The sequence below is a fragment of the Trichocoleus sp. Lan genome, assembly GCF_039961855.1.
Taxonomy (GTDB): Bacteria; Cyanobacteriota; Cyanobacteriia; order Cyanobacteriales; family FACHB-T130; genus FACHB-T130.
Map to the genome: position 1 here is coordinate 123004 of NZ_JAMPKA010000006.1, position 14145 is coordinate 137148.

15 protein-coding genes are annotated in these 14145 nt (G+C 46.6%); 3 read left to right on the top strand and 12 right to left on the bottom strand.

Features of this window, described 5'->3' with window-relative positions; all coding sequences use genetic code 11:
• Positions 1–76 precede the first annotated feature (76 nt).
• From NDA03_RS07630 to NDA03_RS07655, 6 genes are all read right to left on the bottom strand, one after another.
• Positions 77–862, bottom strand: a complete 786-nt coding sequence (locus tag NDA03_RS07630; RefSeq protein ID WP_190434952.1) for an ATP-binding cassette domain-containing protein — start codon at positions 860–862, stop codon at positions 77–79.
• Positions 863–887: 25 nt separating this feature from the next.
• Positions 888–1661 (bottom strand): cobalt ECF transporter T component CbiQ, encoded by a 774-nt coding sequence (gene cbiQ, locus NDA03_RS07635; RefSeq protein ID WP_190529765.1) that lies wholly within the window; start codon positions 1659–1661, stop codon positions 888–890.
• 19 nt (positions 1662–1680) lie between these two features.
• Positions 1681–2070 (bottom strand): PDGLE domain-containing protein, encoded by a 390-nt coding sequence (locus NDA03_RS07640; protein WP_190529767.1) that lies wholly within the window; start codon positions 2068–2070, stop codon positions 1681–1683.
• Between the two features lie 43 nt (positions 2071–2113).
• The gene (locus NDA03_RS07645; RefSeq protein ID WP_190434947.1) at positions 2114–2869 is read right to left on the bottom strand and encodes an energy-coupling factor ABC transporter permease; all 756 of its coding nucleotides are present in this window, start codon (positions 2867–2869) and stop codon (positions 2114–2116) included.
• A gap of 304 nt (positions 2870–3173) precedes the next feature.
• Positions 3174–3626, bottom strand: coding sequence for a VOC family protein (locus tag NDA03_RS07650; protein WP_348237733.1), 453 nt, complete (start codon positions 3624–3626; stop codon positions 3174–3176).
• A gap of 136 nt (positions 3627–3762) precedes the next feature.
• Positions 3763–4272, bottom strand: a complete 510-nt coding sequence (locus tag NDA03_RS07655; RefSeq protein WP_190411032.1) for a TIGR02652 family protein — start codon at positions 4270–4272, stop codon at positions 3763–3765.
• 126 nt (positions 4273–4398) lie between these two features.
• On the opposite strand from NDA03_RS07655, the gene NDA03_RS07660 reads away from it, so the two are divergent.
• Entirely contained in the window at positions 4399–4953 is a 555-nt protein-coding gene (locus tag NDA03_RS07660; protein WP_348237734.1) for a gamma carbonic anhydrase family protein, read from the top strand.
• Positions 4954–5073: 120 nt separating this feature from the next.
• Positions 5074–5196 carry a photosystem II protein Y gene (locus NDA03_RS07665; RefSeq protein ID WP_190411030.1) on the top strand — a complete coding sequence of 41 codons (123 nt, stop codon included), beginning with the start codon at positions 5074–5076 and terminating at the stop codon, positions 5194–5196.
• 304 nt (positions 5197–5500) lie between these two features.
• On the opposite strand, the gene NDA03_RS07670 is transcribed toward NDA03_RS07665, so the two are convergent.
• Positions 5501–7321: a right-handed parallel beta-helix repeat-containing protein gene (locus NDA03_RS07670; RefSeq protein WP_348237735.1), complete on the bottom strand. Its 1821-nt coding sequence runs from the start codon at positions 7319–7321 to the stop codon at positions 5501–5503.
• Positions 7322–8013: 692 nt separating this feature from the next.
• Positions 8014–8229: an NAD(P)H-quinone oxidoreductase subunit O gene (locus NDA03_RS07675; RefSeq protein ID WP_190411028.1), complete on the bottom strand. Its 216-nt coding sequence runs from the start codon at positions 8227–8229 to the stop codon at positions 8014–8016.
• 535 nt (positions 8230–8764) lie between these two features.
• On the opposite strand from NDA03_RS07675, the gene NDA03_RS07680 reads away from it, so the two are divergent.
• The gene (locus tag NDA03_RS07680) at positions 8765–10207 is read left to right on the top strand and encodes a methyl-accepting chemotaxis protein (protein ID WP_348237736.1); all 1443 of its coding nucleotides are present in this window, start codon (positions 8765–8767) and stop codon (positions 10205–10207) included.
• Positions 10208–10278: 71 nt separating this feature from the next.
• Here NDA03_RS07680 and NDA03_RS07685 read toward each other — a convergent pair whose 3' ends face one another.
• The 4 genes from NDA03_RS07685 to NDA03_RS07700 form a co-directional block, all read right to left on the bottom strand.
• Positions 10279–11124: a DNA-formamidopyrimidine glycosylase gene (locus tag NDA03_RS07685; protein ID WP_190428651.1), complete on the bottom strand. Its 846-nt coding sequence runs from the start codon at positions 11122–11124 to the stop codon at positions 10279–10281.
• 3 nt (positions 11125–11127) lie between these two features.
• Positions 11128–11505, bottom strand: coding sequence for a photosystem I reaction center subunit IV (locus NDA03_RS07690; protein ID WP_190411026.1), 378 nt, complete (start codon positions 11503–11505; stop codon positions 11128–11130).
• Positions 11506–11586: 81 nt separating this feature from the next.
• Positions 11587–12246 carry a DUF6391 domain-containing protein gene (locus NDA03_RS07695; RefSeq protein ID WP_190534507.1) on the bottom strand — a complete coding sequence of 220 codons (660 nt, stop codon included), beginning with the start codon at positions 12244–12246 and terminating at the stop codon, positions 11587–11589.
• A gap of 161 nt (positions 12247–12407) precedes the next feature.
• A complete protein-coding gene (locus NDA03_RS07700) occupies positions 12408–13874 on the bottom strand; it encodes an ATP-binding protein (protein WP_348237737.1) in 1467 nt (488 codons plus the stop codon).
• Between the last annotated feature and the right edge of the window lie 271 nt (positions 13875–14145).

Sequence of the window (14145 nt, forward strand, 5' to 3'; positions counted from 1 at the left end):
AGATTTCAAATCTATAGCAATATCTCGTTTGAATGCAGTGGGGAACTATCGGTAATTCACCGAAAAGTATTAAATTTCAAACAAGAACGCGCTTTTTAACCGGCGCATCTTCAAGCTGGCAGTAAGGGCGACTGTAGCAGAGGGGCGACTCTAGAGAGTGCTGAACTAAGAAGTCAGGATCGCTCATCACCTGCTCAGTTGCACCATCGTAGACGACCTGACCCTGACTCAAGACTACCGTGCGATCGCATAACTCCAAGGCTAAATCTAAGTCGTGGGTGGCAATCAGTTGCGTCAGCGGCAAGCTTTTTAACAACTCGATCAACTGGCGACGAGAACGGGGATCTAGCTGAGCCGAGGGTTCGTCAAATACCAACACTTGGGGGTTCATTGCCAGCACGCCTGCGATCGCAATCCGCTTCTTTTCGCCTCCAGATAAATTATCTGTATTCCGCTGTCCATAGCGTTCTGGATCGATATCCACCGCTGCCATCGCCTGAAGCACTCGTGCGGTAAGTTCCTTGTCTCGCAAGCCTTGATTCATCGGACCAAAGGCAACATCTTCCCAAACTGTGGGCATAAATAACTGATTATCTGGATTCTGAAATACCAGCCCCACAAAATTCCGAATTTTTTGCAAATTCTCCTTTCTGACAGGCCATTCTCCAATGATGATTTCTCCCGCTTCGGGTAAGAGAATTCCATTCAGATGTAATTGCAAAGTAGATTTCCCCGAACCATTGGCTCCGATTAATGCCACCCGTTCAGTTGCTTTAATCGATAAATTAATTCCCCTGAGTGCATGAGTTCCATCAGGGTAGATATAGCTAAGATTTTCGATAAATATTGGATTATGGTGCATAGCAAAAATTAAAAATTAAAAATTTTTAGAATAAATAAACCACTTGTCCCAGCAGGGCCAAAATTACGGTTAAGGTTAAAGCCACAATGTCGCGGCGTCCGCCCGACGGCACCTTCTCGACAGGCGGTAGTCCTTGATAACCCCGCGACAGCATTGCCTGATAAACCCGCTCCCCCCGCTCATAGGTACGGATAAATAGCGTTCCCATCATGTTGCCAATCACCTGGCGTTGCCAGTGGTTACTGCCCATCAAGTTGCGAGAGGCTGCTGCCCGACGCATGGCGTTAACTTCCCCAATCAGGACGCTAATGTAGCGATACATGGATGCCAGAATCGCCACCAACAGCGGTGGGGTTCGCAAGGCGACTAATCCATTCAGTAGCGCTGCAACTGAAGTAGTTAAAGTCAGCACATTTAGCATCATCAGTGAGAGTAACGCCTTGAGGGTCACGCTACCCAAAACCATCAGCCCGACGGTGGTAATCCGTAGCACTCCCCAAGACCACAGCACCTCGCCGCCATCCCGAAACAAAGTGCCCAGCAGTACAACGCCAATAAAAGCAAACTCAACGGCGATTCGCTTCAGCAGGATGCTCCAAGTGACTCGACTCAGGAGAACAACGCCTAGCACGCCTAACCCATAGATTGCCCAAGTCCACCAGCGTCCGTTTGGCGTCAGGGCGATCGCAAATACAAGCAGTAGCGTACACAGGATTCGAGTCCGGGGTGCTAATGAGTGCCAGGGAGTTTTGCGATCGCTATCGGCATCTAGTTGAACGGCAATAATGTGCAGCAGCATTCGCTTTACGCTTTAGTTCTTATCTATCCAGGGGGCCATCTGGATTATCTGAGGACGAGGGGACTTCATAGTCTGAGGAAGATGAAACAGAATTGCGAACCACCAACTTCCCAATCCCCCAAGCCAAACCAAATGTTGTTAAGGTTCCAATCAAACCGGCTAAGGGTGTGGCGAGTCCTTCTGGTACGCCTCTGAGGGCATATTCTTCAAAAACAGCGTAAAAGGGTAATTTTTGGGCGGGTGCTTCTTCGGCTGCTTTATCCTCAAACTTTAGATCCTGAGAAACTCGGTCTAATCCGTCTGGATCTGAGCTAGCGAATGGAGACAAAAAAATTGCAATCAGCAGGGCAACACCCAATCCAGTGATGACAAAAGCCCGGTTGCGTTCCCGCGAGAGGTTGCTACTCATAAACGTTTAATCCCTTCCCTATATAACTAGATGCACGCAGTGCTTAACGCTGTGACAACGAACGAGATGCAGTGGAAACAGCTCGGCGGGGTGGATCGAACAACAGATCGGGACGCGATCGCCATACATAACTCACTGCTACGACGGTGATCAGTGATTCTCCAATGCCGATTAGGACGTGCCAAAATGCCATTGCCCCTACGGCTACCCCAAAGGGCACTGTTCCGGACAAAGCTAGTTGTACTGCTGTCAAAATTGAGGCAATAAACACGCTTGCCCAAGCTGCAATTGCCGTACCCACTAACATTCCCCGCCAGTTATCCCGTCCTAAGGCAAACCGAATTGTTTTGTAGAGGTAGTAACCCGCAAAGGTGCCAATGAGACCCATATTGGTGATGTTGGCTCCTAGCACAGTCAGTCCACCATCTTGAAACAAGACTGCCTGGACGATGAAGACTGCCACCATGACGAGCGATCCTGCCCACGGGCCAAGTAAAACTCCCGCGAGCGTCCCACCCAGCAGGTGCCCGGAGGTGCCCCCTGGAATCGGGAAATTAATCATTTGGGCGGCAAAAATAAAGGCTCCACACACACCCATCAGCGGGACTGCCCGTTCCTGGTAGTCAGCCTGCACTCGATTGAGGGCGAGTGCAATCAGTCCGATGGCGAGTACCCATGTCACGAGGCTAACGGGCAAGCTCAAGAAGCCATCTGGAATGTGCAAGGCTAACTGCGGCTGTATTATCCAGTGCAGTAAGCCAGAGGAGACAATACTAGGGAGCGGGGCTGTAATTATCATTAAAAATTGTCCTTTACTGCCAGATTATTTAATAAATCCAACCCTCTAATAAAACATAAATTTTTCAAAAAAAGCAATGCGATAGGGGGGCATTGAGGATTTTTAAGTTAATCATTGTATGGTGAAGAAATCTGTTACTTTTGGCATAATTTGAAGGAATACTCCTCCTCTCTAAGACTGAGATTCAGAAAATCTGCGATTGCAAGGTGTATAAGCGATCGCATCTGCGCGTCAGGACATTGCGAAATCAAAAAATGATGTTGCAGGGGCTACCCTACAACATCATTTCCCCAATTAATAACACTTAATTTGCCGAGCCGCTGCTGCTCAAAACGCGAATAAATTCCAGGGGTAAGCCGTCGGTATCGGCAATGAAAGCGACTTCGTAGACGCTTGAGCCGATCATTTGCTGCGTTGGCTCTAAAAGTACCTTCAGGGAAAAAAACTGCTCTGGAGAAGTCTGTGCTGCCTCATCAAAGCGTTCTTTTAAAGAATTTAACCAACTCGGCAAATCAGATGCGGTATCGGTGATATCAAAAGACAAATGGTAGTACCCGACGTAATGCTCATCTCCAAAAGCGTCAGGGGCGGGTTTCGGTTGCGGAATCTGGATTAATTCAATGCGTCCGAGACTACCCTCCATCCAGCAGGCAAGCGTGATCCCGGCGGTGAAGCGTTCGCAGACAGTAAATCCCAGATGTTCGTAGAAAGCGATCGCACGATGAATATTTGCGGTGCGGATCGAAACATGATGCATGATTTTTGTCCTTTGCGATCAGTCTTTAGCCCTTAGTGTTTAGTCCTTCGCGATCGTCTGCCAGTCTTTACCCAATTGACAATAACTAATCACAAATGACCAATGACTAATCACAAATGACTAATCACGAACGAAATTATTCAAACAACCGAAAATAAGGATATCTCACAGGGATACCCGGTTCTTTTTCCAAATCGAAATTAATCACTTCCCAGCAGGGTTCTTCTTCCGGTTCCGGGCTAAATTCTACCGGCAATCCGTACAGCCTGGGTTTCGGCGGATCTGACTGCCCCCGCCACGGGGTGCTGCGTTCCAGATAAGCACTAATTAACTCCCGATAACGACTGGCAATAATGACTCGCGTCGCTCGGTAGCCTTGAGTATACAGCCGGTCTAGGGCTTCGTGAATCTCAAACCGAATCCCATCCGGATGGGTGTGCTGCCGGTACCATTCATCACTCCACCGACGCCAGTGACGCCCAGACTGTAAATGAATCAGTTCACCAGTCTTCGGATCTGCCTCAAAGGCACCATGACGCGGACACAGATAAGTATCCGTCAGCGTCAAGGCCGGAATCGTTTGGCGGCAATGGGGGCAGTGAATCTCCGGCCCAAAGATCGGGTACTGTAAGCCTGGATTCATCATGGAGTGTGTATCGGCATTCTATGTATCTGTCCAACGGTGCCAGTGGCTTTATTATATCTGTGTAGGTGAAGCTTCGCCCTCAGCATAAAGAGTGTGGTTATTTTGTAGAGTCACTGAGCGCATCGTGTGAGTAATTTAAACCCGTCCTTCGGTGCCGATAATTCCTATTGGCCTAGCCCCGATCTCTCCTTAGCTGCCTTTGTCGCTCCGAATGCCGTTGTCATGGGTTGGGTAAAGATTGGTGCGGGGGTCAGCATCTGGTTCGGGGCTGTGGTGCGAGGAGATGTAGAACGCATTGAAATTGGAGAACGGACGAATATTCAGGATGGGGCGATTTTGCACGGCGATCCCGGCAAGCCAACCATTGTGGAAGATCATGTAACCATCGGGCATCGCGCTGTGATTCATTCGGCTCATATTGAACGCGGTTGCCTGATTGGCATTGGCGCAGTGGTGCTAGATGGGGTGCGCGTAGGTGCTGGGAGTCTTATCGGTGCTGGTTGTGTGGTGACGAAGGACGTGCCCCCTTTGTCGCTGATGGTGGGGATGCCTGCCAAGCGGGTGCGCGAACTTTCTGAGGTTGAGACGGCAGAACTGATCGAACACGCAAGGCGCTACGAGAAGCTAGCTTTGGTTCATGCAGGCAAGGGGACGGATCTGGGATTTACGACGCCCCATTGATGTCTGGGAAAGTTAGGGAGTCCGGATAAGTCAAGGGATGTATCAAACTGTCCCCCTATGCCTAAAAATAAAATATGAGAATTGTTCAAAAATCTTTAAGCAATAAGAGAGGAAACTTCAATGGAGTTTGACTGGCGCGTGTTAATCGTTTTGCTGCCAATTATCGCAGCAGCAGGCTGGGCAGGGTTTAATATTCTTCCGTATGCTCTGAAACAAATTCAGGGTTTTCTCAACAGATCCTGAACGAGACGATACAAGTAATTAGCAGTAACCCCCTTGTTCCCCTTAGTCTGAGAGGATCGAGGGGGTTCTTGGTGGAGAAGACTGGACAAGGAGTACGACCTAACCCTACCCCTGCCCCTCCCCGCTCTTCGTGGATGGGTTCAATATTCTATTCTTCCCTCTCCGTGGAGGTCGAGGGGCTGGGGGTTGAGGTTCCGAGGGATTTTAGCTCCGAATGCTCGCGCTGACGCGCCGCTTCGCGAACGGGAGATTGGCAAGCCGAATCGTTGAACGAAGAATATCCGCCCTATCAGTGCGGAGAATGTTATTTCAGAGACAAATCTTCTTGAGCGATCGCGGCACCAGCTGTCCACGGTTTTTTATTGTATTCAAAAGCGCCAATGTCTGGTTGCTTACCGACAAACCCATTGGTGTAAGGAGAAGCGAGCGCACCTTTATCTACAGCCGGAGAAGTAGCAGTGAGTTGATAGTCGTGGTTGCTTCTATTGACAAACTGTACATCGGGAACAGTGATTTGACCCGCCGCATCTTTTTCCATGACAATATTGTTTTCCACTGTCATCCCCCCTGCGGACTGGGTATCTTTAAATTCTTTAGCAATATTATTTTTGAGGATAGTGCCTTTCATATTAGATCGAGACGGTTCCCACCAAATCTCTCCATCTACAGTGTTGTTATACACTTGCCTATTTGTATTTAGACAGGGAGTGCCGTGACTGTTAATCGCAATCCCATGCTTGGGAATATTCCACAGAACATTGTGATGCACTACATAGTTAGAACTGTTGCCGTCTAAATAAATTCCCATGCTGCCAAAATAATGCAAACTGGGGTTGTATTCTGCTTGACTATCGTGAATTTTATTATAGGCAATCTCAGTCCCTTTGCCATCATGTCCCCATGCCTGCACCGTACCTCCGTCGCTATTTTGCCGCCCCATATTAAATGCTTCGTTGTACATCACCTTGCCCTGCGTCAATTCATTGATATTGATCGCGCCCGGAGTTCCTAAATCAAATAAGGTGTTGTACATAATTGCATTGACTGCGCCTTTAATATGGATGGCGCTGCTAGTGCCGGAGTAATTTGTATCGTGGATAATAGAATTAGTAATTTTACTCGAATTGCCTTCAATTCTAATTCCCGCTCCTGCCGCATACCTAATTTCGCTATTTTTTACTTCGTTATTATTTCCTCCCAATAAAATAGCTGGTGCTCCTTGGTCATACCAAAGATGGGGAATCACTGCGAAATTAGAACCATACAAAAGCTTGACTTTATTAATTAAAATATTTGAACTATTATTTGAGTGGATGCCTGCCGCGAAAATATTGATATTTTCTATGCTTATATTAGATTTATTATTAATCTCAAATGCCCATTGCCTTTTTTTGACTTCTACACGGTTGCTTGCAGGATTGCTTCCGTCTATCGTCCATAGATATAAATTTCCCGAAGCATCTCTAAACCATTCTTTTGGTGCATCCAAAGCTTCATATTTACCCCAAATATAGTAGTAATTACCCGCTTTTGGAGCATAGCCTAGAGAGTTTGCATAATATTGATAGTCGCTAAAATTAATAGTTTTAGGGGTGTGACTGGTAATCGTGCTGGTATGGGGTGCCCAATTTGGACCAGGAACGTGATTGACTTTGGCGTTATTCCAAAAACTAGTAGGAAAGTCACTTAAAGCTTCATCTAAAATTGTGCCGCTGACTCGTGAATTGTCAGCAGCATTTGGGTTGCTAATTGAACCACCATCAGCGATCGCTTTGTCTTTACTGGTAATTTGTGCTGGGTTTTTGTTAATATTAGGCCATCTAGCCTCGACCATCATTTCATCATTTACAAAAACCTGGTTATTCCCTTCACCTAAATCCCCGTTCATTGTTGCTTTGTAGACTTTTCCGCTGGGGTGATTGTGCAGAGTCCAATTAGAGATCGGATCTGCACCGCTAATTGTTACTTGTTCGTTTTGATAAGCTTTAAAAATAATGGGTTTTCCCGCAGTTCCAGAATTAGCGGGGATAACAGTTTCTCGATAAATCCCGCCTTGAATCAAACAGGTATATCCAGCCGTCGCTACACTGGCACACTTTTGAATATTTTGAAAGGGTTTAGACAAAGTTCCTGAATTAGAATCTGCGCCAGAGGGCGATACATAGTAAACTTTTGAGTCTTGTGCAGAGACTGAACCAGGTAAGTTTACTTTGCTACTTATCAAAACTAGGCAGAATACTGTAACAAAAATTGAAAATAACTTCCCAGCAATACGAAAGTTTTTATTTAAATAATTCATTGTGGAAATACCATATATGGTTTAATAATTTAAGGTATTTTTAGCCGAAAATTGTATTAATTTTCGGCTAAAAACTTAGGTCAAAAGCCAGAAAAAAGCAAGCTGAACCAATCTCCTTTCTCCCGATAATCGGCTACTAAAAGTGCTTAAATAAACGATTCAGAATAGAGCCTAGTATGCGGTACATCATAGCCCTCTGGAGCTTTACTGAAATCCGTAAAAATTCGGACGATCAAAAAACTTCAGCGTCTCCGGAACGAGAATTTACTGAAGGGTTTTTCTCGCTCATTGAAAGTTGGTGGACGCGGTAGCGAAGCGGTGTTGCTCTTAGAAAACCGCTCTATTGCAATCATTAGCGAATTGTTAGCGTTGAGGGTAAGGGCGGGTGATAACTGCCTGTACAGCACGTCATCTGTCAACAGGGACATTTTCAACCCGCCCACGGAAGTCGGCTCTCCCTAAGCTAAAACCTTACTTAGAGGTTCGTCTCCCTACAAGGTTGCAGCTACCCGTTGAGTTTACTTAAAGGGTTCTAGCTGATCGGCACGTAACCAGACATTTGGTGCTGGCACCTGACCAAATTTGACGAGTGCGTAGTCACCCCGCAATTGTACAACTTCACCCTTGGTTTCAAATATGTAGGAAGGGAAGCGCGAGTCGCTAGCTTGCGCTTCCACACTGTTTTCTAATTTTTCTCGCACAGCACGAACCAAATCGCCACTTTTGACTGCCATATTTTTGTTCTGCCCTTGTGTCTAGTTCATCACTATTTTAGTTTCTATGAGGGCGGGAAAATCATCTGAAAGCAAATTTACTTAGAGGATGCCTGAAAAAGTCCTAATTGAGACACTTAGATGGTGGAGATCCCCCTTGAAAAGAAGGAATTTGAGCTGAATTATCCCCTTTCCAAGGCGAGATAAACAGATAATATCAACTTTTGATACTTTTCAAACATCGTCTAAACGCTCGCTCTTTCAAAGCCAGTTCACGAACGCGGACGTCTATTTGCTCTTTGCGGCTTATGGTTCAATAACACCCCGAAGCTAGTTTCGTAAATCATTGAAAATTTTTGCACTAATCGAAATAAAATGAGCTAACTTAATAAATATACTAATACTAAATATAGAAGTACATGTAGTTTACAAGATTAAAAGTTTTTACAACTAATTATTTTATTTTAAACTGAACCAAGTTATCTTGGATTATCTCAGTAATCAATAACACTCAAACAGGCAATTAGCAGCCAGTCGCCAGGAAAGGAGTAACTCGGTGAATAAGCCATTAAAACTGAAGTCCCGCATTTTGCTAGGATATTCTGTTCCAATTTTATTGGCAATGGGCGTGGCTGGAGTGGTGCATTACAACATTCACAAAGTCGCAAAAGTTGCGGAAGCGGTCAAATCCATACAAAACAATATTATACAAATAGATGAAATGATTCTTGGAATATCCGTAATGGTACGGAATACCAGAGGTCATGTGGTTTTCCCCAAGGAGAAAAGCTATGAGAAAACCTACGAAGAAGGAATTAAGTTATTTCGAGAAGCATCTAGATTTTTAGAGGGAGAGATTCAAGACCCTCAGCAACGAGAAAATTTGACTAAAATTATTGAGGCGGGTCAGGAAATTGATGAGGCGTCTAGAAAGATATTCAACTTGCTCGATAGCGGTAAGATTGCCGAGGCTGTTGAGTTAACGAAGTCTATACGAATGCTGGGAATTAATGACTGGCGTGAGGATATGCTTAAACAAGCAAATTATCAGTTAGCGGCACAAGCTAAACAACAAGATACTGCGATGTACTGGCTCACGATTGTAGTTTGGCTCGGTGCCGGATTATCCGCAATATTTGCTTTGGGAATTGGTTCGTTAATCGCTTCGCGCATCAGCCAGCAGATTAATGAGATCGTCGATGCGATCGCGCACTCTTCCAGAGCGATCGCTAGCACCGTTGAACAGCAAGAACGCATCGCTGTCTCTCAAGCCAGTTCGGTGAATCAAACCACGACAACGATGGATGAGTTGGGGACTTCTTCTCAGCAATCAGCGCAACAAGCCGCAGCAGCCTCTGCGGGGGCGCGTCAGGCTCTGATGTTAGCAGAAGGGGGAACCGAAGCCGTGCAGCAAACTCTGGGAGGGATGGCGACGCTCAGCGAGAAGGTAGAAGCGATCGCAGCTCAAATTCTGCAATTGAACGAACAAACTCATCAAATTAGCAACATTACAAACTTGGTAAGCGATCTCGCGAACCAGACAAATATGCTAGCGCTGAATGCTGCTGTAGAGGCGGTTCGGGCTGGAGAACATGGCAAGGGATTTGCGGTGGTGGCGGGGGAAATTCGGAAACTCGCCGATCAAAGCAAGAAGTCAGCGCAAGAAATCAACACCCTCGTCGTTGACATCCAACGCGCGATTAATTCAACCGTAAAAGTGACAGCGGAGGGCACGAAGACGGTGGAAGCCGGGGTACAGTTCTCTCATCAAACTGCGGATGCCTTCACGGGGATGACGAACGCCATCAACCATGTAGTTACAAACAGCCAACAAATTGCCTTGAGTGCCCAACAACAAGCGATCGCGATTCAACAAGTCGTTGATGCCATGAACGTCCTCAACCAGGGAGCAAAAGAAACAGCGAATGGAATCGGGCAAACCAAAGCGGGCACCCAAAACCTCAACGAAGCAGCCCTAAACCTGAAGTCAATTGTCTAATCGCCAATCGCGAATTGATAACTCCCTCCCCTCGGCACCCCTGCCCATCTGCATTTTATAGGGCTGACATTCTAGCGTTGACACTGGGGGCAAAAATGCGCGGAGCGTCCGGCTAATCTAATGCGCTCAATCGGTGTGCTACAAACTCGACAGGGGACACCCGTGCGGTTATAAACCCAGGCGACCCCGCCATAGTTGCCGTTAACGCCCTGCACGTTGAGAAAGTTACTAAAAGTCGTTCCCCCAGCCTCAATACTGGCTTGCAACACTTGAATAATTGCCCCTCTCAAACGCTCAATTTGCGCTAATTTTAGATCGGCACAAAGGGTTTTGGGTGGTACACCACTGAGAAACAACGCTTCATCAGCATAGATATTGCCGACTCCAGCCACCAGAGATTGATCTAGCAGAGCGGTTTTGATGGGACGGCGGCGATTTTGCAGTGCCAGCGCCAGGTACTCCACGGAAAACGCTGTGGAAAAGGGATCGGGGCCTAAAACCTGTAAACCAGTGATGATGCTTTCTGGCGGTGTTCCTGGCGGTACCCACCACATCTTGCCAAAGGTTCGCTGGTCAACAAAGCGCAACTCCTTCTCACTGGTCTTCTCACTGGTAAAGAACAGCCGCACTCGCGTATGTTTCTGGAGTGATTCCTGCGAGTCAAGCCATAGCAGCTGACCCGTCATTCGCAGGTGAACGCCCAACCAGGCAGATGAGGAGAGTTCTGCCAGCAGGTATTTACCACGCCGGTGCCACTGAGTAATAACTGAACCGGCAAGCCCAGCCAAAAAATCTACAGAGGAAAGGGGGTGGGCAATTGTGCGTTCAAGCAACACATCGCCACCCCATATTTCCTGATTCAGGGTCAATTTATTTAGACCCCGGCGAACTGTTTCAACTTCAGGCAGTTCTGGCACAACTTAACGTGAGTCAGTTCCCTGATTGGGAGAGCCTTGTACAACTGAGCTACCTTCTCCAGACTCTGGTGCAGCGCTGGCCTTCCCATCAAGAACTCGGTTGCCCTGACCTGTTCTGCGAGTCCGCTCGTCGATGGTGGTTTGTTTGCCACCGGAAGCGGCAGTAGTGGGTTTCTTCCCTGCTGCCTTGGGTGCTTCAACCTCTACCACTTCGTTCATGGCAAAGTTGTTGGTATTAACGCCAGCGTAGTTGACATTATTGAAACGGACAATCACTGGGTATTTGATGCCGCTCTGGTCTATGGAAGCAACAGTCCCAGTATCCTGAAACCAGAAAGATTCTTTGCGGAGAATCTGAACTTTTGAACCACGTTGAACCATAAGTGTTTTTTCCCTTACGTCATTAAGGTACAGCGTACTACTCGATCGGGAGCTGCTGAGCCTCCCAGTCTTTAAGTTTTATTACTGTTCGATCCAACGCAGTCGGACGAAGTGAGCGGGACGACCCCAGATGTCAGGCGTTGCCGAAATGTCTTCTATCGCCAAATTAAAGGGAATGGAGGTTGTAATGTATTGTTGGGCAAGACCGCCCAGATCGGGCGTTAATTGGGCAGCAGCGGTGGTAGCGATGCCTAAACCCAAAAGTTGCTCGATGGGGCCACGAGGCAGGACGAGATGGATACCCAAGGCGAGTCCGGCGGTGACAAGCATCCCGACTGACAAATTCGTGCCGCAACGCGGATGCACGGCGAGGTTCCATTCTCCACGGGTAATGCGCCGGAGGGCAGTGCGAACAGCACGATGCAAATCAGCGCTGTTGACTTGACCGTAGAGGTAAAATCCTTGGTCGGTGGAAAGACCTCCTAGAGTGTTGTTATCTAGTTGCCTGGAGGTTGATGCACCCCTGGCGTTCGGGGAGTTACAGGTGTCGCTCAAGACCCAAACCGTGGCGTGTTCTAAGGCATGAACCTGACGCAGCATCAGGATTTCCTTTAGCCCAGGAACAAAGTTCAGGGTTCTGAGGAGATCGGCATCTTGTGTCGGTTGAGGAGCTGGGGAGTCAAAGCTCCAGTCAAAGCTCCAGAAGTTGCCAGTCTGAGAAGAAGCAGAAGCAGTAGTCATAGAGTAGAACTACTCCAAAAGCAGATAGATTAACTGGGATGTTTTTCAACTTTAGCGTTTACGCCTTTGAGCCGTTGCAAATTTTTGTGAGATTGCCACTCGTGCTACTCGCGCTCAAAAGCCGGTCACGTTGGGGTTTCGTCGGTTGAGTTGTTGAAAGGCTACTCCAGCAAGGTAGATTGATGAGCAGGCTGCTGAATGGGAATTTGGATTGCGAATTCTGTTCCTTTTCCTGGCTCTGAGAAGCATTGCAAGCTGCCACCGTGCTTCTCAACGACAATTTGATAGCTGATGGCTAATCCCAGCCCTGTTTCTCTTTCCACATTTTTAGTGGTGAAAAAAGAATTAAAAATGCGTGACTTTACTTCGGAACCGATACCCGGCCCATTATCGATAATCCGAATCGCTACTTTATCAGCAACTAGGGGCACCGTTGTGCCGTGTGCGTCCTGTTGATTATTTTTTTGATTGTCAGTTGTGTGTTCGCTGACCGCCGAACCCTGAGTGCTGACAATTGAGGTTTGGATGACGATCCGGCTGGGATGGTTTCGGATTTCATCAGGCGATCGCTCTTTGTCATAATCATTCAAGGCATCAATCGCATTGCTGAGAATGTTCAAAAACACCTGATTGAGTTGTCCGGCATAACACTCTACCGGGGGTAAATTTCCATACTCTTTGAGGATCTGAATTCCCGAATGTTCTGTCTTGGCTTTCAGTCGATGCTGCAATATTAATAAAGTACTCTCAATTCCTTCATGAATATTGACCGGCTTCATCGCTGATTCATCTAAGCGCGAGAAGTTACGCAAACTCGAAACAATCTGACAAATTCTGTCAGCGCCTACTTTCATGGAAGACAACATTCTGGGCAAGTCTTCAATTAGAAAATTTAGATCGATTTCTTCTGCCTGTTCCTGAATCCTTAAAGACGGCTGAGGATATTCTTGCTGATAAACTACCAACAAATCCAATAAAGCTTGAGTATATTCATCTAAGTAAGTGAGGTTGCCGTAGATGAAATTAACTGGGTTGTTGATGGCGTGAACAACACCGGCAACCAGTTGACCTAAACTCGCCATTTTTTCAGATTGAATGAGCCGAGCTTGAGTATTTTGCAGTTGTGTTAAGGCTTCAGTCAGTTGTCGAGATTTCTCGCTGAGCATTTCGACTTGTGCTTCTACTTGGGCGTGCAACCGAGCCTGTTTGATAAAGTTAATATAAGCTTTGGAGTGATAGCGGATACGAGCGATTAGCTCAATTTTGTCTGGCAGCTTTATCAAGTAGTCATTCACATCCAGAGCAAAGGCTTCCGCTTTGACTGCTGGGTCTTCTTTCGCTGAAAGCACAATAATCGGGACATCTCGCGTTGCGGCATTAGCCCGAAAAAAACGCACCAACAGCAACCCATTAATTTCGGGCATTACTAAATCTTGTAAAATGACTGTTGGAGCAACTTCTGTCGCCATTTGAATTGCTTGAGTCGGCTCACTACAATAGTGAAAAATGATATCTTCTTCAGTGGCAAGCATCCGACGTATTGCTACACCGACCAGAGCTTGATCGTCAACGAGTAAGACGGTTAATGGCTGTTCCAAAGAAGAAGCTGATTCTGTTTCCTTAAGCATTGCGAGCATTCATCAACAAGAACATTTCACTTTTTTAGGAAAAATTTCCCTAGTTACGTTGAAGTTTGGTTTGCGATAATTTATTTAATTAGATTGGTTAAATAAAATTATTTTTATGATAAGTGATTTTTAATCAATATTCCGATTGTAAAAAATCGTCCGCGATCGCGATTGTTTTTTCGGACTTATGCCTAAAGCAATCGTCAGTGTTAAGTTGGAATGTAATCGCCGATACAAGAACTTCTAGAGCATCGGTTTATTTATGACAAAC